We start from the raw sequence: 21,576 nt of genomic DNA, 5'->3' as shown, positions 1-21,576 counted from the left end.
GCTTCAACCGGCCCCCTGTTGATGTCCGCGGGAAACTGACAAAGCCCCCCGGCAAAATCAACAAAAAGTTCTGCGCCGCCAATGCGCGGCGGATTATTCCGGGCTCAGCCCGGAATCTGAATAAAAGCCACGGAAGTTCGGCCTAGCGGGCGTTTGCGGCCCCTGTCTTTAAGAGACCGCGCCGCGGCTGCGCATCGACTTGCGGGGTTCGGGCTCCGCGTCCGTCAGCTCCTTAACCCAAGGGAATTTCTCGGCCATTTCGCTTGTGTAACCAAGATTGCGGGCCGTGGCGGTGCGCGGCGCATCTTTGGTGTCGTCATAGAACGTGCCGAAGCGGCGGTCCCAGAAAAATTCCGCGATGCCGTAATTGCCCTGCTCGTTGTGAAAATGATGGGCGAGATGGCGCCGCTTCATGTCTTTCCAGAATTTCGACTTGGGCTGGAAGGCGAGATGTTCGCCCGCATGCAGAAATTCGGTGTACATCGTCATCACCACCGTGCCCGCCACAGCGGCGCAGGCGCAGGGAAAACCGCCGATCAGCCAGCCCACGGGCCCCGCGACCAGAAGGATCGTCGGCAGGGTGGTGTGCAGCCCTCCGAACAGGACCGAAAGATCGTTGGGATAGAGATGATGGTCGTAATGGACCCTTTTCCACAACCCCGCGAGCCAGGGCGTCTTGTACATCCAGCTGCCATGCAGGACGAACCGGTGAACGAAGTACCAGGCGATCGGGAACAGAACCGCGCCGGCGGCAAAAGCGGCTAAAAACAACGAGATAGAGCCGATCGTCGCGATTCCGGCGACAAGCGCGGCGATCAGGATCAACGCGTAGACCTGGATCGCGGGATAGGTGACATAGGCTTTGACGAGGTCGTCGAAAGTCATGCGGTTGAGGAGATATTCCTCTTCTTTCCAAGCCTTGTAGCCGATGAAAAGGCGCATTTTCGCGCTCCTGACTAATTCGTAATGCGGGGGCGGCGCAGGGGCCTGTTGGCTGGCCTTTGCGCAATTGCGAAATTAGGCGCGGAAACTGGCCGGTTCAAGCGCCGAAACGCCGCCGTCCCGGAAAAAGCAGTCAAATATTCCGGCATTGACGCAACAAGCTGTAACATCCGGCTGCAAATCTTGATAAGCAGAGGCAGGTCAAGGTCTTGCCCGTTGACCCAAGGGCTTGTATCGGCTCAAAATTAGCCCTGCGTCTTGGCGCAGGGGCGTGGAGATGCGCCGTGTAAGACGCGCCGGGGCGAGGTCTTCCAGCAGGCATTCTGCGAGAGGCTTCCTCGAGGGGTCTTTGCGGCGGTGATAAATCAAGAACGGCCGGCGGCGGCCGGCGAAGTGCGGGGCGTTGAATGACCGTCATTCCTAACGAGGGGCCGGAGAAGAAGCTTGGCCCGGAAAAGACGGCGGCCTTGCCGAGTCAAAACGCTTCGCTGCCGGCGAAGGCCAGCGGATTTTCCACAATTTGCGACGCGCTCGATTATGCGGCGCAAGGCGACACCGGCTATACTTTCTTCAATCTGCGCGGCGACGTCTCCGCGGCGCTTCCCTTCTCCGGGTTGCGCGAAAGCGCGTTGGCGCTCGCGGCGAAACTCGCCGGCAATTTCGAGCGCGGCGCAAGGCTCGCCGTCATCGCCGAAACGAGCCCCGATTTTCTCGTCACCTTCTACGCCTGCCAATATGCCGGACTCGTTCCGGCGCCGATGCCGATGCCGGTCAATCTCGGCGGCAAGGACGGCTACATCAATCAGATCCGCCAGATGATCGCCGGCGCCGACGCCGCCGCTGCGGTTGGACCGGAAACCTTGCGCGAATTTCTGGAAGAAGCCGCCGGCCAGGCGGGCGGCGCGAAAGTCATGAGCTTTGACGAGCTCAACGCGCTCGACGACAAGGGCGCCAGCCCCCAGCGCTTCGGCGCCGACGACTATTGCTATATTCAGTACTCGTCCGGTTCGACGAGCGCGCCGAAAGGCGTTATCGGCCTGCAGCGCTCGGTCTGCGCCAATCTCACCGCCATCGCCCGCGACGGCATGTATCTTACGCAGGGCGACCGCGCCACGAGCTGGCTGCCGCTTTATCACGACATGGGGCTCATCGGCTTTGTCCTGACCCCGATGACGACGCAGGTTTCCGTCGATTTCCTGGCGACGTCCGATTTCGTCCGCAGACCGCTTTTGTGGCTGCGCATCATGACCGACAACAAGACGACGATCACCTACAGCCCGTCGTTCGGCTACGAACTCGCGGCCAAGCGCTCGGCGCGCGCCGAACCCGGCGCCATCGATCTCACTAATCTGCGCGTCGCCGGCATTGGCGGCGACATGGTGCGCCCGGAGGCCTTGAACGCCTTCGCCGAGGCTTTCGGCCCCGTGGGCTTCAACCGCAACGCCTTCACGCCGAGCTACGGCATGGCCGAAGCGACGCTCGCCATTTCCTTCCCGAAACTTGGCGAGGCGGTGAAAGTCGACGAAGTCGACATGCGCCATTACACGCGCTCCGGCGTCGCGCAGCCGGCCTCGACGCTGACCTCGCCGGAACACAAGCGCGGCTTCGTCCTGTGCGGACGCGCGCTGCCCGGTCACGCCATCGAAGTGCGCGACGAAAGCGGCGCGCCCTGCGACGAACGTCATGTGGGCCGCATCTTCATCAAGGGACCGAGCCTGACGCCCGGCTATTACTCCGACGCCGAAGCCTCCGCCGAGATGTATGACGGCGACTGGCTCGACACCGGCGACATGGGGTATTTCCTGGGCGGCCAGATCGTCATCACCGGCCGCGCCAAGGATCTCATCATCATCAACGGCCGCAATATCTGGCCGCAGGACATCGAATGGGCCGTCGAAAAAGTCGAAGGCGTGCGCGGCGGCGGCGTGGCGGCGTTTTCCGTCGATGACGGCCACGGCGAACGCATCGTCGTCGTCGCCGAACGCCGCGGCATGGACGCCGAAGCGCTGGCGGCCCTGAAACGCGAAATCGGCGTTGTCGTGCAGAACGCCGTCGGCGCGCCGGCGGAAATCGTTCTCGCCCGGCCGCACTCCATGGTCATGACCTCTTCCGGCAAGCTTTCCCGCGCCAAGGTGAAGCAGAAATATCTCGACGGCGCCTTTGCCGGAGACGTTCAGGAAGACGAAGAAGCCCCGCGCAGCCTCGCTGAGGCGCGCGTTTAGGACCGGTCCCGTGAAAGCAGCGGTGACAGGCGGAACCGGCTTTGTCGGCGCCGCGCTGATTGATTTGCTCTTGGAACAAGGATGGGACGTCGCCGCGCTGGCGCGCGATCCGGCGCGCCTTCCCGCCGCCAAGGACGTGCGCATCGTCAAGGGCGCGCTCGAAGACGAGACGGCGCTCGCCGAGCTCGCCGCCGGCGCCGATGTTTTCTTCCACCTCGCCGGCCTCACCCATGCGCGCGCGCGCGAGGACTATGCGCGCGTCAATGTGGAAGGCGCGGCGAAAGCGGCGCGGGCCGCTAAAGACGCTAACGCGCGGCTTGTCCATGCTTCGTCCATGTCGGCGCGCCAGCCGCAAGTCTCGCCTTACGCCAAAAGCAAGTTCGACAGCGAGACGGCGGTCGCGCGCGCCGGCGGGGACTGGCGCGCGCTCAGGCTGCCCGCCATCTACGGGCCGCGGGACATGGTCACCCTGCCTTTTTTCAAGCTGGTCAAGGCCGGCTTCGCCCTCGCGCCCAAGACCGATCCCGCCGCCCGCGCCTCCATTCTCTATGTGGAGGACGCCGCCGGGGCGATGCTCGCAGCCGCGGAAGGCGCGGCCCCCGGCGCTGTCTACGAGGTCGGCGACGAGCGCGAAGAGGGCCATTCCTGGCGGGAAATCGGCGAGATTTTGGGCGAGGTTCTGGGCAAGCATCCCCGCGCGATTGCGGTTCCGCGCCCGGCGATTGCGGCCTATCATGGCGCGACGCGCGCCGTCGAGAGCGCGCTTGGGAAGGGCCCCAGCGTCCGCGAAGGCCAGGTCAACGAGTTCTTCCACCCGGACTGGACGGCGCGGGAGAACCTCCTGAGCGAGGCCTCAGGCTGGCGGCCGAAAACGCCCCTAAAGGAAGGATTTGCAAAAACCGCCCGTTGGTATCAAGAACACGGTTTGCTTTAATCGGCGCGCGGGCGCGCGGAACGACGCCCCGCAAAGGAGACGAAGCCATGTCCGGCATTCAAGAAGACGACGATCTCGTATTCCACAAGATCACCTCCCTTTTGGAGCCGCTCAACGAAAAGGGCGTGAAGCTGACGCGCGACACCGACATCATCGCCGATCTGGAGATCGATTCCGTCTCGCTGCTCGACGTCGTCATGGACATCGAGGACAATTACGACATCTCGATCCCGGTCAACACAATCTCTGAAATCAAGACCATCGGGGAACTGGTCGACGCCATTCATGCGATCAAGAAAGAACAATCCTGACGATGAGCCTGTTTGAAAAATTCGAGAAGAACGCGGCGCTCTACGACCATCTGTCGGCGATCGGGAAAAACCCCTTCACGGTGGTGATGGAGGAAGTCCTCGGTCCGACGCGCGCGCGGATCAAGGGCCGCGAAACGGTGCTCGCCGGCACTCACAATTATCTCGGGCAGACCTTCGAGGCGAGCGCGATCCAGGCTGCGAAAGACGCGCTTGATCATGACGGCACCGGCACCACCGGATCGCGCGTCGCCAACGGCACTTTCGCCGGCCACAAAAAGCTCGAAGAGGATCTTGCAGCCTATCTCGGCATGAAGCACTGCCTGGTCTTCTCGACCGGCTACGCCGCCAATCTCGGCGCCATCGCCGGGCTCGTCGACCGCGTCCAGGACGCCGTCCTGATCGACGCCGACTGTCACGCCTGCATCTATGACGGCTGCCAGCTTTCTGGCGCGGAAACCATCCGTTTCCGTCACAACGATCCGGAAAATCTCGATAAACGCCTCTCGCGCCTCGATCCGAAATACAAGGGCAAGCTCGTCTGCATCGAGGGCATGTATTCGATGTATGGCGACATCGCGCCGGTAAAGGAGTTCGTCGAGGTCGCGCACAAGCATGACGCCTTTCTTCTTGTCGACGAAGCCCATTCCTTCGGCGTTTACGGGGAAACCGGCAAAGGCGTTTCCGAAGCCGAAGGCGTGATGGATCAAGTCGACTTTTACACCGGCACCTTTTCAAAGGCGCTCGCGTCGATCGGCGGCTTCGTCGCCTCAAACCATCCGGAAGCGGAATATCTGCGCATTTCGTCCAACCCCTACCGCTTCACCGCCTCCCCGTCGCCAGCGACGATCGCGTCGGCGAGCGCGGCGCTCGCCAACATCAAGGCGCATCCGGAAATCAGAGCGAAGCTTTGGGAAAACGCCAAGCGCCTGCACGCCGCCTTCACGCAATTCGGCCTCCGGCTCGCGGCCGAGCCCGCGCCGGTGATTTCGGTGCTTCTGCCGACCCGGGAAGACGCCTTCGAGGCGTGGAGCTTCCTCCTGGAGCACGGCGTTTACGTCAATATGGCGATCCCGCCGGGAACCCCCGGCAAGGAATCTCTTCTCCGCCTCGCGGTTTCCTCGGCGCACACCAGTGACGACATCGACCGCCTTGTTTCCGCTTATGGGGCGCTTGCCGAAGCGTTCCCGTCCGCCCGCATCGACACAGACGCTTAACATCAAGGCCCCCGTAAATTGTACGCTTTGTCATACGGCCCGGAACTTGCTGCTCTCCTTCGAAACGGGACAAGGAGGCCTCGCCGCCGCACCGGGCGCGCGGGCGCTTACACAAGCCTGTCGCAATTACCGGCTAGGACGCCGGCTGGCCCCGGGCGGCGTGTTCACGATCCCGTCAGGGGCCCGCAAAAGACGCCTGCGGCGCAAAATCGCCGCATTTGCGCCTTCGCCGCGGCGTCTCGGACGCCTAATTAAGGCCGGGCGGAGTTAAGGAGGACATGGAAGTGACGCGTGCCGGAATAATCGCCGCCCTGATAGTGGCCGCTGGCGCAGGCGCGGCCTTCGCCGACGACGCCACGGCAGTGACGGAAGAAGATTTCAACTTCGACCATGTGAGCTGCAAGGGCGCGGAGAACGAAATCCGCGTCATCATTGTAGGCGTGGAAGACAGTGTCGGCCTCATCACCGCCGATCTCTTCCCGAACAGGCAGGAAGGGTTCCTGCACGGACGCGGGCGCCTGAAACAGGTGAAATACGCCGCCAAGTCGCCGATGACGAAATTCTGCATCGACGCGCCGGAGTCCGGTCTTTTCGCCATGTCGACGTATCACGATGAAAACGCCAATGGCGATTTCGACAAGACCGCCATCGGCTTTCCCGCCGAGCCCTGGGGCATTTCCAACAATCCGAAAGTCCGCTTCGGGCCGCCGCCGGTCGAAAAAGCGCTTTTCGAAGTGACGCCGCAGGACGGCGCGCATGTCGTCATCAAGCTGAATTAACCGCGCGCGGAATTTGCGCCGGGCCGTTTCGCCTCAGCGCGGTTTAGGGGTAAGATCGGACTTTAACGCCCTTTCGGAAACACGCATGCTCGACACCGCCGCCTCTCTCGCCATCCGCCCTGTCGAAACGCCCGCCGACATGAAGACCTTCATCCGGCTGGCGAACGACATTTACGCCGACGACCCGAATTACGTCGCGCCGCTTGAATATGAGCTCGCCGCGCGCCTCGACGCCGAGAAGAACCCGTCGATCAAGGGGTTTCCGCGCAAACTCTGGATCGCCGAGAAGGACGGCAAGCCGGCGGGACGCATCGCCGCGCTCGTCAACAGGGCCTATATCGAGCGCCATGGGGACAATGCCGGCCATTTCGGCTTTTTCGAGAGCGTTGACGACCCGGGCGTCGCCAAGGCCCTCATCGATGCGGCCTCGCACTGGCTGAAATCCGAAGGCGTTGAGAAAATTCTCGGCCCCTTCAACAATACGATCAATGAGGAATCCGGGCTTCTCATCAGCGGTTTCGACACGCCGCCCTACGTGATGATGCCCCACGGGCGGCCTTATTATGCGCGCCTGATGGAGGAGAACGGCTTTCAAAAAGCCGTCGACATGCACGCCCTTAAATATATTCCGCGCCCGCAACTGATGCCGGAAAAACGCCAGCGCTTTATCGACAAGGCGCTCGCCAACCCGAAAGTCTCGTTCCGCACCATAGACATGAAGAATTTCGACAGGGAGATTCACACCCTCGTCAATATTTTCAACGACGCATGGTTCGACAATTGGGGGTTTATTCCGTTTACGGAGGATCAGATCGACCATATGGCGAAGGAGCTGAGGCCGATCATTGAGCCTTATAATGTGGTGTTCTGCGATTATGACGGCGAACCGGCGGCGTTCAGCCTCGTCCTGCCCGACGTCAATTACGTCACCCGCGATTTCGGCGGCAAATTGCTGCCCTTCAACTGGGCGAAGCTGATCTGGCGGCTGAAACTGCAGCCCGTTCCGCGCGCGCGCATGCCGCTCATGGGCGTCGTCCGCAAGCTTCACCGCCGCCCGGTCGGCACGGCGCTCGCTTACAAAATGATTATGATCGCCCAAGAAGAGAATGTCTCCCGCGGCGTCGTTCATTCCGAGCTCTCCTGGATTCTCGACAGCAACGAATCCATGCTGTCGATGCTCCTCGACATGGGCGCCGAGATCTACAAGACCTATCGCATGTACGAGAAGCCGCTGTGAGACCCGTTGTTGCAAGGCGGCATATTGCAACAAGGCTGGCCGCCGTCTTTGTCACGTTTCTGGCGTGCTGCGCAGCAGCGGCCGCAGAGCCTGTCGAGCCCTTCCGTTACGGCTACCGCGTCCTCGAAACCCATCCCCATGCGCGCGACGCCTTCACGCAAGGCCTCTTTTTCGACGATGGCGACCTTTACGAGACGACCGGCCAGTACGGCGAATCTTCCCTGCGGCGGGTCGATCTTGAAACAGGCGAAGTCCTGCAAAAAACCGCTCTGCCGCAATCGCATTTCGGCGAAGGCGCGGCCATGGCGCATGGCAACATTTTCGTTCTGAGCTGGAAAAACGGAACCGCCTTCCGCTTCGATCCGGAAAACTTCACGCTCGAAAAAAGTTACCAGTATGACGGCGAAGGCTGGGGTCTCGCCTTCAACGGCGAAGAACTGGTGATGAGCGACGGCGGCGCGCAATTGCGCTTCATCGATCCTTTAACCTTCGAGGAGACGCGACGTCTCAACGTCACTCTGCGCGGAAAGCCCTTGCGCAATCTCAACGAACTTGAATGGGTCGACGGCGAGATTTTCGCCAATGTCTGGCAGACCGACGCCATTGTCCGCATCGATCCGTCGAGCGGCGCGGTCACCGGAATCGTCGATCTGCGCGGCCTCCTGCCCGATGAAGATTATGAACGCGGCAAGACCGACGTTCTGAACGGCATCGCCTATAAGGGCGAAAAAGACGTCCTCTACGTCACCGGCAAATACTGGCCGAAGCTTTTCAAGATCGAAATCTTCGAAATGCTCAATTAGCGCAAAAACGGCTCATCGAAGCTTCTGAGCTTGCGCGAGTGCAGCGTTCCGGCCCGCGCCTCTTCGCGCAGGAGCTCGATGGCCCTGACGCCGATGTCGAGATGCTGGCTCACCCGCTCCCGATAGAAAGCGTCGGCCATGCCGGGCAGCTTCACCTCGCCATGAAGCGGCCGGTCGGACACGCATAAAAGCGTTCCGTAAGGCACGCGGTAGCGATAGCCGTTGGCGGCGATGGTCGCCGATTCCATATCGATGGCGATGGCGCGCGCCTGGTTGAGGCGCACGGCGTTCTTTTCAAAACGCAGCTCCCAGTTGCGGTCGCTGGTGGTGACGACGGTGCCGGTGCGCAAATGCTCTTTCAGCTTTTTCTGTTCGATGCCCGACACTTCCTGCACGGCCTGGGTCATGGCGAGCTGCACTTCAGCAAGGGTCGGCAGCGGCACCGAGGGCGGCAACACATCGTCGAGCACATTGTCCTCGCGCAAATAAGCATGGGCGAGGACGTAATCGCCGAGCCGCTGGGACCGCCGGAGACCGCCACAATGGCCGATCATCAACCAGACATGGGGGCGCAGGACCGCAAGATGGTCGGTAATCGTCTTAGCGTTCGAGGGCCCGACGCCGATATTGACGAGCGTGATGCCGTCATGGCCCGGCTGAACGAGGTGATAGGCCGGCATTTGCGGCAGGCGGGGTTCGGGCCCTTCAGGCTTTTTATCCTTGGTCGTGACGCGGTCGCCGGGCTCGATCAGCGCCTCGGCGCGGCCCGCCGCGATCTCGCCTTTTGCGTAGTCGACAAATTCGTCCACATAGCGCTGATAGTTCGTAAACAGAACATAATTCTGGAAGTGTTCGGGCTTCGTCGCCGTGTAATGCTGGATGCGATGCAGGGAATAATCGACCCGCTCCGCCGTGAAGAGCGACAAAGGCATGGCGCCGTGACGCTTCAAGATGAGATGGCCGTCGACAATGTCGTCATTGGTGGCGACGAGATTGGGCGTGTGGAAATATTGCTGCAGGCGGTTGCGCTTTTCCGGCGTCAGGGCCGCCGTCGCTTTTTCAAGCGCGAAGGTGAGCGGGATCGGCGTGAAAGAGCGCCCCACATAAATCTTCGCGGAATAGCGCTCTATGATATAGGCGAGCTGCGCCGAGAAATAATCGGCGAAGAGCGCCGGATGCGTCACTGTCGCGCCGTGAACGCTGAGCGCCGCGATCTGGCCGAGGGCGAGCTTCGAGGTCTGGGGCGCGGCCTCCGCCGGCACCACTGCGCACAGATAAGGATAGACGGCGCCGCTGCTTCGGTCGACCGCCGCGTCGCCGGCGAGATACTGCTCAAAGCGCTGCCGCGTGCTGTCGTAAGCCTCGTCATAAAGCGCGATGAGCCGGTCGATCGCCTCCTTAGGACTTGCGCAAAGCTGAAGATCGCTGGCCGGGGCGTCGAATTCTATGGTTGAGGACACTATTTCCTCCGTCAGGATAAAAAGTCCCGTCCCTTACACCGCCCGGAGAGAATAGGCCAGCGCCGCAAGCCCCTCAATGGCTGGAGCTCAGCGCGCAAGCCGGGCCGCAGCCCGGGCCCCAAGCGACGCCAGCCGGTCGTGCAAGGGAACCGCCCCCGGCGCCGGCGGCGCAATCCCATGGGCGCGCAGCCAGCCATTGGCGCGGCGGAGCGAGGCTTCAGCGTCGGAGGCTTCGCTGCGCCAGGTGATCGAGAGCGAAATGGAGACGTCCGGGCCGACCCTGACCCAGTGCGGCGCCTTCACCGGCGCATAAAGCGCGTCGCCCGGAAAGAGTTTATAGGCCGTCGCGCAATCGTCGAAATCCTCTTTATAGGGAAGGTTGCGATGGCCGCCGGCCCGGTGAAACGCTTCGTGCTGTTCGTCGCTGACGAAATCGCGCGCCGCCGGAAAAATCCGGAATGTTTTGGCGCCGCGAATTTGCATCAGGATGTTGTGTTCGGGGTCCATGTGGAAAGGCGTCACGGAACCGGGCGATGAAATGAAGATAAAGCCTTCGCGTTTGTGCATGGCGCCGGTGGTTTGCGCCGTTACGGGCGCAAGCTCATCGAGACAGGCGTTAAGCAGCCTCGCATAATATGGATCGCGTTCGATATTTTTAAGAACCATCCAGGATTTATTTTCGGCGATGCGGCGCAGGGTTTCTTCGGCGCTGAGCCCGTTCATCGGCGTTTCGCCGGGATCCTGCCCGATGGGCAGGTCGCCCGAATTATATTCGATGCGGTCAGCCGGCAGGGCGCGGGCGAGCGTCGTCAGCCGGTGCATGGCGAACAGCGGATGACCCGCTAAGCGGTGCTGCAGCGTCGCCGGAGACGCGGGATAGCGCTCGGCGAAATCGTCAAGAGATCGGGGATTGAACGCACTCATCGCTTTCATCCTTTCGGCAGGCGGGCGCGGGCGCCCTCCAACAACCGTGCAAGGCCGAGGCTTCCACGAGCGGAAACGCTGCGGCCGCTGACATTAAGGCCGGTGACGACGCGACGCGCACGCCAGAGGCCGTTGATCATCGTATGGTCCGGCGCGGCGCAGCTGTCGGCGAAACGGAAATCGGGCCGCGTCAGGAGCGAACGCATGGCCTCGATCTCGATCATCACGCCCGGCGAATAGCGCGCATAGTCGGGGTCGTGGCAGATCTTCAGGGAATAGGCGGCGCCATTCGAAATCAATGTCGCCAGCATGGCGACGGGTTTTTCGTCAAGGTCGAGCCGAAGAAAATGTAGCTGCGCGCGCTTGTCCATGGCCGCAAGGGTTTCGCGAAACCACGCCGCGTCCTTGCCGTCCGATTTCAGCGACGTTTTCGCCTTGCCTTTCCACCCCTTGTCTTCAAGCGCGAGAAAGTCTTCCGTCCACTGACGGAGATCGTCCGCCAGCGAGAGCAGGCGCAGCGTCAGCGTTCCCTTTTCTTCGAGCCGCTTTTTCAGGCGCGCCAATTCCTTGCGCTTTTTCTTGCGCACATGAACGGCGAGCGTCGCCTCCGCCGAGGCGCCCGAAGGCAGCATGGCGCGGGCGACGGCGCCCGCGTCATAGGCGAGCCGGCGCTCCGTTTCGGCCGCGCTTTGCGCCGCTTTCATCGCCGGCCTGTCGCGGTCGAGACGCGCCAGCCGCACGAAAGCGCGACCCTCCTCGCCCTCGCACAAAAGCTCGTAAAGTCCTGCGAACGCCGCCTCTTCGAAGCCGCGGCGAATGAGCGGCGCGCCGTAATAACAATGCGGATGAGTCCAGGTCGCCCAATAGGCGACGGGAAGGCGCGCATAGACCCGCCTTTTGACGACCGGCAAAAGCGCGATCAGCGCCTCCCCCGACCAGATGCAGGCGAGCCGCACGCGCTCGCTTGCGTAAGCCTTGAGCGCCGGCAAGAGCGCTTCCGGCGCGAAGAACGGGTTTTCTTCCAGAAGGTCGCCGCAGAGCGCCGCCCACGCATCGCACAGGCCCGGAGCCTCTCCCGGCGCGACAAGCGCGCCGCGCGTCTTAAGCGTTTCAATTCTTTCCAGCTCAGCGGACAAGACGCCGGTCTCCGAATTCAGGACAGCGCCGGCGAAATGAACCGGCTCCTGAAGACGTCATGCATAGACCGGACCGTTAACCTTGCCGGCGGCTCGAGCGCCGATTGTTAACGCGCGCGCATTTCCTCGTCGGTCAGGGTGCGCGCTTCCTCGATCAGCATGATCGGCACGCCGTCACGGATCGGATAGGCGAGCCCCGCTTTCTTGCTGATCAGCTCGCCGGCTTCGCGGTCATAGTCGAGCGGCGCCTTCGTCTGCGGGCAGACCAGGATTTCCAGAAGCTTTCTATCAATTTCCGGCTTGTCTTGCGCTTCACTCATCGCCCGGACCTTTCTTTGGTAATGTCTTATTGCAGCGGGGCGCCATTGTCATCGCCGCCCGCTAAAGCCATCAGCGCCATAAGGCATTCAGCCTGCTCCGCAAGCGTCTTCGCTTCAAGCAGCGCCTGTTTTTCATTGGGCCGAAACGGACAGCCCATAGCCAGCGATACGACCAGCGCCTGCGGCGAGGCTTCGGCCGCTTTGTCCCATTCAATGTGCAGGTTTTCTGCAGCCAGATACTCCTGCAAGGCCTCGAGCAACGCCTCGCGGTCGACCTCGTCTTCGGTCGGATCGCCTTGCCCATCAATCGCGAAGGCGTCCCAGTCGGGCCGGGCGAGACGGTAAGCCGTATCGCTCGCCAGCTCTTCGGCCAGCGCAAAACGCCGCGTCCCTGTGAGATTGATGAGATAACGCCCGTCGCCGCTCTCGGCGAACGAGGTGATGCGCCCGGCGCACCCGGCCCGGTAAAGCTCGGGGCGACCTGAGTCCGTCTCTTCGATGGGCTGAATCATGCCAATGAGCCGGTCGCCGGCGAGCGCGGCGTCGACCATGGCGAGATAGCGCGGCTCGAAAATGTTGAGGGGCAGTTGCCCGCCCGGCAAAAGAAGCGCGCCGGTCAGCGGAAACAGCGGCAGCGTCTCCGGCGCCGCCTTCAGTCTTCCGGGCTTTCCCGCCCCTGCCGCCATGCGCCGCCTTTACGAAAACAGGATGGATGAAAGTTTGCGCCGTCCTCGCACCGTCGCCGGATGCGTTTGGCCCAGCGCTTCGAACACGGTCAGGAGTTTTTCCCGCGCCGCCGCGTCGTTCCATTCACGGTCGCGCTCGATGATCGCCAGCAATTGTTCAATCGCGGGCTCCATGGAGCCGGCGCTCAAAAGCCCGTTGGCGAGCGCGAAGCGTTTTTCAAGGTCTTCCGGATTGGCTTGCGCCTCCGCCTCAAGCGCGGCGATATCGCCCGTCTCCCCGCCGCTTTCGGCGAGCTCCAGCGCGGCTTTCAAACTCGCGACGGCTGGTTCGTTTTGTTTGTCTTCAGGGATCATGGAGAAAGTTTCGCGCGCCTTCTCCTTGTCGCCGAGCGCCAGGTGACAGCGCGCAAGCCCGGCGATGGCGGCGACGTTTTGCGGGTCGGCTTGTGCCGCCTGCGCGTAAAGCTGCGCCGCCGTCGCCATATCGCCAGCCTCGAACGCGGCGTCGCCGGCCGCAAGGTAATCCTGGTTCGGGTCGCTCTCGGACCGGCCGTCCGCCTGAGGCAGGCGGTCGACGAAGGCCTTGATTTCGCTTTCGGGCAGCGCGCCCTGGAACCCGTCCACCGGGCGGCCCTGGAAGAATGCATAGACCGTCGGGATCGACTGGATGCGCATCTGCGAGGCGAGCATCTGGTTCTTGTCGATGTCGATCTTGACGAGCCTGACCTTGCCGCCCGCCGCCTTCACGGCTTTCTCGAGATGCGGCCCGAGCTGCTTGCAGGGCCCGCACCAGTCGGCCCAGAAATCGACAATCACCGGAACCTGCATGGACGCGGCGAGAACGTCCTGTTCGAATGTCTCGATAGTCGCGTCCTTGATCAGGTCTCCGTCCGGAGCCCCTGCTCCACCTTGTCCGCCGCCGATAATCTCGCTCATGCCAGGCCTCCGCGCCCGCGATCGTCTAAAATCCGCCCGCTGTCGGGCTCTCCTTCATTAAATGAGGGCGCGCGCGGCGAAACGCAACCGCCCGCGCAGACCGTTTCAGTCCTCAAACGGCCCGGAAAGCGGCAATATCAGCGGCTCGAAGCCGCAGGCCTCGACAAAGCTGACGAGATCGCCCGGGGAAATCGCCGTCGAGGCGGTGTTTTCGAGCGGATGAAACCAGACCGGGTCGTGGGCGAGCAGCGCCTCGTCGAGGATCACCTGGGTGAGCGCTTTGGCGCTGTCATTGATCAGCGTGAACGGCGTCACCGCGCCGGGAATGACGCCGAGCGTCTCGGTCATCAGGTCCGGCTTGCCGAAGGAGAGCCGGCCTTTGGCCCCGATCCGCTTGCCGAGACCGACGAGATCGACCTGGGTCTCACTGAGCGCAACGGCGAGCGTCAGCTTGCCTTTTTTGTCTTTCAAAAAGAGGTTTTTAGAGTGCCCGCCGGGCATGTCTTTCTTGTAGTCGCGCCCCTCCTCCACGGTGAAAATCGCCGGATGCTCTACCGTCCTGTGTGCGATCCCGAGCTCGTCGAGAAAGGCGAAGAGCGCCGCCCGGTCAGCGGCCCCGGCGGGAACGCCCGCCGCCCTCTCCTCCGCGCTTTCGCCCGCTTCGCCTTCTTGAATATCGCCCGCCATCGCCGCTCCAGCCCCTCTTTTGTCCAGACGTCATATCGGGCGCATTCCGCGCTTGCAAAGCGCCCGGCCCTCGTGCATATAGCGGCCCCTGCCGAGGCTCAAGCGGGCCGGGCGCAGGCGCCGAGCGGGCGTAGCTCAGGGGTAGAGCACAACCTTGCCAAGGTTGGGGTCGTGAGTTCGAATCTCATCGCCCGCTCCATTCTCTTCACCCAAAATTCAAAACAACACATTGAAATCACAGGCCTTTTCGGCCTTGTTAGGTTTCGTGTCCGCTCGAAAGCGCCAGATTTGTGATAGAAAATGGATAGAGTTTGTGATAGAATTCAGGGATGTCGAAGCAATCCGATCCCGACCGCTACCTCCTCCTGCGCAACGGCTGGTATCACTATCAGCGCGCCGTTCCCCGCAAGCTCGCCCCCTTCTATGACGCCCCGCTGATCCGCGTTTCGCTCGGCACGCGCGCCCTCCCGGAAGCCCGCGAACAACGCGACGGTCTCGCTCGCGCCGACGACGAATACTGGCACGCGCTGAAGCAGAAAATGCGGCTCGAAGCGGCCGGTCAGGACATGGACATCGAGCCCGCCGCCAGACGGTACGAGCTGGCCAAAGCCCGCGCCATGGCCGTCGGCTTCAAATACCGCCCGCTGCACGAACTCGCAGACCCCGCCATGATCGAAGAACTGGTGCGCCGCTCGCTGGCCATCGGCAATCAGACCACCGCGGACGGGCGCGTGATTCCCGCACTCACCGACGCTGTCCTTGGCGGCGTCGACACGCCAAAATTGACCGTCAGCGGGGCCATGCGGCTCTATCAGGACGAAATCGCGCCGACCGACAATCGGCGCAAGTCGCGCGCGCAATTGCGGCTCTGGAAGGCAACCAAAGACCGGTCGCTGAACTATTTCGTCGAGGTGGTCGGCGATCTCGCCATGACCGACATTACCCGCGACCACGCACAGCAATATTTCGGCTGGTGGTCGGATCAGATCTCGCGCGAGAAGATGGGCGCCAAGGCCAAGTCCCCCAAAACCGCTGCGCGCCATTTTGGCGACATCCGCGACCTTTATCAGCGCTATTTCAAATATCTCGGCGAAGAGGACAGGGCGAATCCCTTCCGCAATCTCAATTTCAAAACCGCCCGCGGAAAAAAGAAAAAGCGCCCCGCCTTCAGCGACGATTGGGTGCGCAATCATATTCTCAAAACCGGCGCGTTCGACGGGATTTCCGATGACCTCTTCCTGATCACCTGTATCCTTATCGAAACCGGCTGCCGTCCAGGAGAAGTCATCAATCTCAGGCCCGAAGACATCCGCCTGACAGCGAATGTCCCTCATCTCGTCATTCCGTTCCGCGAAGATCGCGAGATCAAAGCGGCCGAGTCCGAACGCGAAATCCCGCTGGTCGGCGTCGCCCTGGAGGCCGCAAGACGAGCGCCGAAGGGCTTCCCCCACTATCATGACAAGACCAACAGTTTCTCCGCCGCGCTGAGCGCGACCTTCAAGCGGCGCGGTCTTTTCGAGACGCCGAATCATGTCGCCTATTCCTTCCGCCACGCCTTCGAGAACCGGATGAAAGAAGCAGGCATCGACTATGAATTGCGATGCCTCCTGATGGGGCACGACCATGACCGCCCCAAATATGGCGATGGCGGCTCTATGGCCTATCGCCAGAGCGAGATTCTGAAAATCGCGCACCCGTTTCCGGACGATTTCTTCGCGGCGTTCGACGCCAAACACGGGCGGGCGACAGCCTGAATGCGGCCGGCGCGGTCCGGCTTTTGACGCGCGGGCCTGTTCGCCGCCGCTCTAATTTTTCGACGCCAAGCGGTCGTCCGGCTTCTGTTGCGACTGCGCGGGTTTCCGGCGCGCGTCGGCCAGGTTTTTGCGCCGTTTGCGCCGCCGGAGGCCGCGCCCCGCAACGGCGCTCCGGGCGACTTCTGAGATCCGGGCAGCGCTCTCCTCCCGTCTGCGCACCTCGGTGTCGAGCACTTCGAACAGCGGAAGATATTTCCGGTCATGAGTCATCACGACCTGCGCCAGAATCATCCGCGCTCTTCGCAGCTCTTCATCCGTAAACGCCATTGCCGCCTCGGATCGCCGGATGATTTGCGCCGCTCAACGCGCCTTCGGCCGGTTCCAGACCATGACGCCGGTGCCGTCCGTCTCGTTTTCGAAGAATGCGGCCCGCATCGGCTTGTCGAAACTCGGATCGTCGAGCTTCACGGCGAGATAAGGCGTCTCGCCATCCTTCGAGTCCTGACGCCAGGCCGCGCCAAGTTCTGCGCCGCCGGCATAGATCCGGAAGTCGGGCGCATCGTCATTGACCTTGTCCTTGTTGGGGATGAGCTGGGCCTTGACGTTAATCGTCATGGTCCGGATGGTGCCGGTATATTTTCCATCCTTGAGATTGAATGAGCCGATCTGCGCCATGGGTTACTCTCCTTTGCTAGCGTTGGCGTGAAGGGCCTTGCGGGCCCGCTTGAACCCGGCGTCCGCGCCGAGGAAGTTTTCGAGCATGGCCGGGATCAGCGTTTCGGGCTTTTCCTCCTCGCCATAGGTCTGACGGTAGATCGCCGCATAGTCGGTAAGCGCCTGTGCGAGATCGGGATCGACGCTGATGGTCAGTTTGACCGGCGTGCGGTCAGGCAGTTTATCGATGCGCAAACTCATGGATCGCCTCCTTCAGTGCGGCCGCAGGACAAGATCGCGCGTCACCACGACCCGAACGGGCCAGCCGGGACGCACACGGATCGTTGGTTGAATGCCAAGATTGCGTTCGACGACGCGCTGGCCGGCCTGGTTCACTGTGTCGCTCGTTCCGCGGCGGATTGCGCGTTCGATGTCGCTGTCATCGCCGGAGCCGAGTTCGGCGCCGATCCCGAGAATGGTCGCGAGACCGGCAGCGGTGAACACGCGGCCCCAATGATGATCGGTGCGGTCGGAAACGCCGGCATAGCCTTGCGCATCGGCGCCCGGCTCTGAAATCACCACAGAGGACCCGTCCGGGAAGATGATCCGGTCCCAGATCACCAATGCGCGGTCCTGACCGAACGAGACTTCAGACTGATACCGTCCGAGCAGCCGGGCGCCTTGGGGGATCAGCAGATAGTCGCCGCTCACCGTGTCATAGACCGGTTGCGTCACCTGGGCGATGATCACACCCGGCAAGTCGCTGTTGATGCCTGTTATGAGAGACGCCGGGATCAGCGTGCCCGCCATCACCTGATAAGGCGAGACGGGATATTCAACGCCGTGAGGATTATAGATGTCGGCGCTTCCGGTTTCGCCCGCGAACGCACGCTTGCGGTCCTGCAAGTTCGGATCGGGCTCGGCGCCGAAGGCCGACGGCGCGCCCTGCGGCAGACCCGCCAGCGCCAGGAGGTCCGACCCGATCCCGTTGAGCGCCGCGCGCTCCAGAGAGAGCCGATCGGCGGACCGGCCGTCCGTGGTTTTCGCGGCGCCGCCGGTTTCCGATTCCAGGCGGAAGAAGACCGGCGCGCGCGCCGCTTCCTCTTCGAGCGCGGCAAGCCGCATGCGCCGGGCACGTTCGGCCTCGTCTTCCGGGTTCGGCCGGAAATCGTCATCGATCCGGCGCGCATATTGCGGCTCGACGCCAAGCTCGCGTTCGGCCTGAAGCACGGTCGCGCCGAGATCGCCGGAGAGCGGCGGCCCGAGTGCAACGTCCGGCGGCGTTGCGTCATCCTTCGGCGTCAGGCGCAGATCGGTATAGCTCGCCGGCAGCGAGGCGAGCCGGTCCGGCTTTCGCGTATTGCCGGTATTGTAGATCTCCTGCCGGTCGGCGGGATCGACGGCTTTGGGCGGGGCGAGCGCAATGCTGGCCGCCGCGAACAGGAGCAGCGCGCCGGCGGCTGCGCCCGCCATCAGCACTTTGCGATTGATCTTCGCGACCGGGCGCGGCGCCGCGCGGATTTTCAGCCGCTCGGCATGCTCGTCGAAGGGAACAGGATCGGCCATCGCGCTCAGCCCTTCGATCCGGCGCCGAGCGAGGCGGTGCGTTCGACCCGGATGATGCGTACGACCGTCTGCGGCTTCTCGCCGAGGCGAAGTTCCGCCGCGCGGAACAGGCGATCGACGACATAGTACGTCCCGCGCACGCGGTAATTGACGAGTTCGGCGTCGTTCTCGTCATTGAGAACGAACAGCGGCGGCATGTCGGTGGTCGTCACGCCTGCCGGCATCTGGATGAAGACCTGACGGCCGTCATCGAAGACGCGCACCGGCTTCCAGTCGGGATCGTCGCCGGTCAGTCTGTACTCGAAGTTAAGCCCGTCCAGCGCAAGACCGCGTTCGACCGTTCCGGCGTCACGCGCCAGCGCGTCGCGATTGCGCGCGGCGAGCCGGGTCAGCTCGTCGGCAGGATAGCGCCAGGAGAGCGCCGCCATATAGCCGCTCGCAACGCTTTCGAGTTCCAGATGATAGGTCCGGCGGTCAGTCGCGATCATCAGATTGGTGCGGATGCCGGCATTGATCGGCTTTACGAGGACATGCGCGCGGGCTTCGGCGCCTGAGCCGGACAGCGTGTCGCCCACGACCCAGCGCACCGTGTCGCCGGCCGACACGGACACGAGGTCTTCGCCCGGCTGCAAGGCAATATCGCTGACCTGACCGGGGCTAGCATAGAGCCGGTAAAGCGCGCCTTCCGTGTAAGGATAGACCTGGATCGCATTGACATAGCCATCCACCGTCGGCTCCATCAGCGCATGCGCGCGGCCTTGCTCGATCGCCTCCTCGGGCGGGACCGGCGGTTCCGGCGGCGCGGCGTCGATCTTCTTCAACTGGCCCGGCAGCGGAAGCGGCACGGCGGTTTCGACGATTTCGACCGGGTAATCCTCCGTCTCCTCGAACGGAACGGCGCCGACAAAACCGGCGCGGTCGAACCCGTCATCGGCGGGCGCCGACGCGCAGGCCGCCGTCAGGGCGAGCATGGATGAGGACAACAGAATACGCATGGGGTCAGTCTCCTGTGACAAGGTCCTGGCCCCAATGGAGCTCGTGGACATACAAACCGAGGGGATTGGCGCGCAGCGTCGCCGCATCGCGCGGCGGCTGGGTGACGATGGTGAAGAGCCCGGTGAAGCGGTCGGACTTCATCAGCGCGCCATTCTCGTAAGTCTTCTCGATCCAGCGCGCCTGGAAGCTGTCCGCCGACACGCGGACGACGCTGACGATCTCGACCGTGCGCGAACGGCGCCCGATGTCCGCGAAAGGGTCATTGGCGTTTGCATATTCGCTGAGCGTCGTCGCCGCGCGGTCGGTTACAAAGTCGTAAGCCCGGAGCCAGTTCTCACGCACCACGACCGGATCGACGGATAGCCCGCGCACATCCTGTATGAAGTTCGCGAGGTGATGCGCGATCTGCGCATCGCTCGGATTGTAGCGCTCAACGGCCGGCGCAACCGCACGCGCCGCGCCGGTTTCGTCGACTTCGACCACATAGGGCGTCACGGTCGATTGCAGACTGCGCCAGACGAGCGCGCCGGACGTCGCGAAGGAGAGCGCGAGACAACCGAGCGCCATCAGACGCCAGTTCTTCGACTGCACGCGCGCCGATCCGATCCGTTCGTCCCAGATCTGTCCGGCTTTCTGATAAGGCGTTTCCGGGAACGGGCTCTGGCCGTAGCTGGTCGATGAGCGTTTGAAGAACATGGGTCAGTCGTCCTTGTCTGTGAGGGTCGGCGCCGCGCCGGACGAGCCGTGATCGCCTTCGCGTAAGGTGTGGGCCGCCGCCTGACTGGCATGGGCCATGTGCTGCTGGGTCTGCATGCGTCGCGCCCAGGCCGGACTGCCCGCAGATGCGGACGGCTGAGGCGGCGGCCCGCCGACCGGCGATCCGCCCGTCGCGGTCCATGCGCCGCGCGCGCCATGTGTGTAGGCGTCGCGGATCGCGTCGCCCGGCCGCGAGAGGGTGCGGCGAACGACATCGCCGCCCGCGCGGGCGACGCCCGCAAGACCCGCAGCAACCGCGCCGGCGCCGGATGCGCCGGAGGCGACCGACCCCATCGCATAGGACGTGCGCGCGCCGCCGGCGACGGATGCGCCCGCCTTGACCGCGCCGGAGACGCCTTTCGCGCCCGCGCCGATCAGCGCCTTGCCGCCAAGACCGGCGGCGTAGGTCCCGGCGAGCACGCCCGCTGTTGCGCCCGCCGCCGAGCCTGCGCCGAGCTGCGGCGCGCCGGTGATGAGGCCCGACGCGATGCCGGGTGCGAAGACACCCATCCAGAAGAAGACGAGCGCGGCGAGCACGGTCCCCATGACCTGCGCCAGCGTCACGTCATCGCCCGTATGAAAGGCATCCGCCACCGAGCCGAACAGCGTTGAGCCGATGCCGATGACAATCGCCAGCACCATCAGTTTGACGCCGGACGTGATGACATTGCCAAGGACCCGTTCGGCGAGGAACGAGGTCTTGTTCCAGAGCGCGAAGGGCACGAGCACGAAGCCCGCTAGCGTCGTCAGCTTGAATTCCAGGATGGTGATGAAAAGCTGCACGGCGAGGACGAAGAAGGCGACCATGATCACCGCCCAGGCGATCAGCAGGATCGCGATCATCACGAAGTTGTTGAAGAAGGCGATGGGTCCCGACAGGTCGGCGATGTTCTGGAGCAGCGGTTTCGCCGCCTCAAAGCCGACGCCGGCGATGTAGCCGGGGCGCATCAGATCGTCCGGCGTCATCGCGCCGCCGCCGGCCGTTAGCCCGAGCCGGGCGAAACTGTCGAAGATTACGCCGGACAGCATCGAAAAATTGCCGATGATGAAGGCGAAGAACCCGACATATAGAATTTTCTTCAGGAGGCCCGCGATCACGTCGGCGTTTTGCGACAAGGCCCAGAAGAGACCCGCCAGCGTCACATCGATCACGATCAGCGTGGTCGACAGATAGGCGACGTCGCCCGCGAGCAGGCCGAAGCCTGAATCGATATAGGCGATAAACGTCGCGAGAAATGTATCGATCACGTCCATCGCGC

The 21,576-nt window shown here is 63.0% G+C and carries 23 protein-coding genes and 1 tRNA gene; 9 read left to right on the top strand and 15 right to left on the bottom strand.

The window, feature by feature from the left end:
- Positions 1–168 precede the first annotated feature (168 nt).
- Positions 169–942: a sterol desaturase family protein gene (locus CW354_RS08640; protein ID WP_104829601.1), complete on the bottom strand. Its 774-nt coding sequence runs from the start codon at positions 940–942 to the stop codon at positions 169–171.
- A gap of 407 nt (positions 943–1,349) precedes the next feature.
- Between CW354_RS08640 and CW354_RS08635 the strand changes: the two genes are divergently transcribed.
- The 7 genes from CW354_RS08635 (at position 1,350) to CW354_RS08605 (ending at position 8,442) form a co-directional block, all read left to right on the top strand.
- Complete coding sequence (locus CW354_RS08635) at positions 1,350–3,164, top strand: fatty acyl-AMP ligase (RefSeq protein ID WP_104829600.1); 1,815 nt, start codon at positions 1,350–1,352, stop codon at positions 3,162–3,164.
- Between the two features lie 10 nt (positions 3,165–3,174).
- Entirely contained in the window at positions 3,175–4,098 is a 924-nt protein-coding gene (locus CW354_RS08630) for an NAD-dependent epimerase/dehydratase family protein (RefSeq protein ID WP_165793604.1), read from the top strand.
- A gap of 47 nt (positions 4,099–4,145) precedes the next feature.
- The gene (locus CW354_RS08625) at positions 4,146–4,409 is read left to right on the top strand and encodes an acyl carrier protein (protein WP_104829598.1); all 264 of its coding nucleotides are present in this window, start codon (positions 4,146–4,148) and stop codon (positions 4,407–4,409) included.
- 2 nt (positions 4,410–4,411) lie between these two features.
- Positions 4,412–5,623, top strand: coding sequence for a serine palmitoyltransferase (gene spt, locus CW354_RS08620; protein ID WP_104829597.1), 1,212 nt, complete (start codon positions 4,412–4,414; stop codon positions 5,621–5,623).
- Positions 5,624–5,901: 278 nt separating this feature from the next.
- Positions 5,902–6,402 carry a DUF2141 domain-containing protein gene (locus CW354_RS08615; protein ID WP_104829596.1) on the top strand — a complete coding sequence of 167 codons (501 nt, stop codon included), beginning with the start codon at positions 5,902–5,904 and terminating at the stop codon, positions 6,400–6,402.
- An 85-nt stretch (positions 6,403–6,487) separates the two neighbouring features.
- Positions 6,488–7,639, top strand: a complete 1,152-nt coding sequence (locus CW354_RS08610; protein WP_104829595.1) for a GNAT family N-acetyltransferase — start codon at positions 6,488–6,490, stop codon at positions 7,637–7,639.
- Entirely contained in the window at positions 7,636–8,442 is an 807-nt protein-coding gene (locus tag CW354_RS08605) for a glutaminyl-peptide cyclotransferase (protein ID WP_207764725.1), read from the top strand. The genes CW354_RS08610 and CW354_RS08605 overlap by 4 nt, the downstream gene beginning before the upstream one ends.
- Here the strand turns inward: CW354_RS08605 and CW354_RS08600 are convergent.
- The 7 genes from CW354_RS08600 to CW354_RS08570 all read right to left on the bottom strand — a co-directional run bounded on the left by CW354_RS08600 (position 8,439) and on the right by CW354_RS08570 (position 14,591).
- Positions 8,439–9,902: an AMP nucleosidase gene (locus tag CW354_RS08600; RefSeq protein WP_207764724.1), complete on the bottom strand. Its 1,464-nt coding sequence runs from the start codon at positions 9,900–9,902 to the stop codon at positions 8,439–8,441. The genes CW354_RS08605 and CW354_RS08600 overlap by 4 nt on opposite strands.
- Positions 9,903–9,989: 87 nt before the next feature.
- On the bottom strand, positions 9,990–10,826 hold the full coding sequence (locus CW354_RS08595) for a cupin-like domain-containing protein (protein ID WP_165793603.1): 837 nt from the start codon (positions 10,824–10,826) through the stop codon (positions 9,990–9,992).
- 5 nt (positions 10,827–10,831) lie between these two features.
- The gene (locus tag CW354_RS08590; RefSeq protein WP_104829592.1) at positions 10,832–11,962 is read right to left on the bottom strand and encodes a GNAT family N-acetyltransferase; all 1,131 of its coding nucleotides are present in this window, start codon (positions 11,960–11,962) and stop codon (positions 10,832–10,834) included.
- 107 nt (positions 11,963–12,069) lie between these two features.
- Complete coding sequence (locus tag CW354_RS08585; RefSeq protein WP_104829591.1) at positions 12,070–12,282, bottom strand: Trm112 family protein; 213 nt, start codon at positions 12,280–12,282, stop codon at positions 12,070–12,072.
- A gap of 26 nt (positions 12,283–12,308) precedes the next feature.
- Entirely contained in the window at positions 12,309–12,968 is a 660-nt protein-coding gene (locus tag CW354_RS08580; protein ID WP_104829590.1) for an LON peptidase substrate-binding domain-containing protein, read from the bottom strand.
- Between the two features lie 9 nt (positions 12,969–12,977).
- Complete coding sequence (locus CW354_RS08575) at positions 12,978–13,904, bottom strand: thioredoxin family protein (protein WP_104829589.1); 927 nt, start codon at positions 13,902–13,904, stop codon at positions 12,978–12,980.
- A gap of 105 nt (positions 13,905–14,009) precedes the next feature.
- Positions 14,010–14,591, bottom strand: a complete 582-nt coding sequence (locus CW354_RS08570) for a prolyl-tRNA synthetase associated domain-containing protein (RefSeq protein WP_104829588.1) — start codon at positions 14,589–14,591, stop codon at positions 14,010–14,012.
- Positions 14,592–14,715: 124 nt separating this feature from the next.
- Between CW354_RS08570 and CW354_RS08565 the strand changes: the two genes are divergently transcribed.
- Positions 14,716–14,790, top strand: a tRNA-Gly gene (locus tag CW354_RS08565).
- 130 nt (positions 14,791–14,920) lie between these two features.
- Positions 14,921–16,345: a DUF6538 domain-containing protein gene (locus CW354_RS08560; protein ID WP_104829587.1), complete on the top strand. Its 1,425-nt coding sequence runs from the start codon at positions 14,921–14,923 to the stop codon at positions 16,343–16,345.
- Between the two features lie 51 nt (positions 16,346–16,396).
- Here CW354_RS08560 and CW354_RS08555 read toward each other — a convergent pair whose 3' ends face one another.
- The 7 genes from CW354_RS08555 to trbL all read right to left on the bottom strand — a co-directional run bounded on the left by CW354_RS08555 (position 16,397) and on the right by trbL (position 21,571).
- The gene (locus CW354_RS08555) at positions 16,397–16,636 is read right to left on the bottom strand and encodes a hypothetical protein (protein WP_104829586.1); all 240 of its coding nucleotides are present in this window, start codon (positions 16,634–16,636) and stop codon (positions 16,397–16,399) included.
- Between the two features lie 69 nt (positions 16,637–16,705).
- The gene (locus tag CW354_RS08550; RefSeq protein ID WP_104829585.1) at positions 16,706–17,020 is read right to left on the bottom strand and encodes a DUF736 domain-containing protein; all 315 of its coding nucleotides are present in this window, start codon (positions 17,018–17,020) and stop codon (positions 16,706–16,708) included.
- Between the two features lie 3 nt (positions 17,021–17,023).
- Positions 17,024–17,260, bottom strand: a complete 237-nt coding sequence (locus CW354_RS08545; RefSeq protein WP_104829584.1) for a DUF2274 domain-containing protein — start codon at positions 17,258–17,260, stop codon at positions 17,024–17,026.
- 12 nt (positions 17,261–17,272) lie between these two features.
- Positions 17,273–18,565 carry a TraB/TrbI/VirB10 family type IV secretion system protein gene (locus CW354_RS08540; protein WP_104829583.1) on the bottom strand — a complete coding sequence of 431 codons (1,293 nt, stop codon included), beginning with the start codon at positions 18,563–18,565 and terminating at the stop codon, positions 17,273–17,275.
- A 5-nt stretch (positions 18,566–18,570) separates the two neighbouring features.
- Complete coding sequence (trbG, locus tag CW354_RS08535; protein ID WP_104829582.1) at positions 18,571–19,560, bottom strand: P-type conjugative transfer protein TrbG; 990 nt, start codon at positions 19,558–19,560, stop codon at positions 18,571–18,573.
- 4 nt (positions 19,561–19,564) lie between these two features.
- On the bottom strand, positions 19,565–20,257 hold the full coding sequence (trbF, locus tag CW354_RS08530; protein ID WP_104829581.1) for a conjugal transfer protein TrbF: 693 nt from the start codon (positions 20,255–20,257) through the stop codon (positions 19,565–19,567).
- Between the two features lie 3 nt (positions 20,258–20,260).
- Positions 20,261–21,571: a P-type conjugative transfer protein TrbL gene (gene trbL, locus CW354_RS08525; RefSeq protein WP_104829580.1), complete on the bottom strand. Its 1,311-nt coding sequence runs from the start codon at positions 21,569–21,571 to the stop codon at positions 20,261–20,263.
- Positions 21,572–21,576: the final 5 nt, after the last annotated feature.

The organism is Hyphococcus luteus, from assembly GCF_002943565.1.
Taxonomy (GTDB): domain Bacteria; phylum Pseudomonadota; class Alphaproteobacteria; order Caulobacterales; family Parvularculaceae; genus Hyphococcus; species Hyphococcus luteus.
Note: the sequence above shows the minus strand (reverse complement) of the source record. Positions and strands in the feature narration are given on the sequence as shown.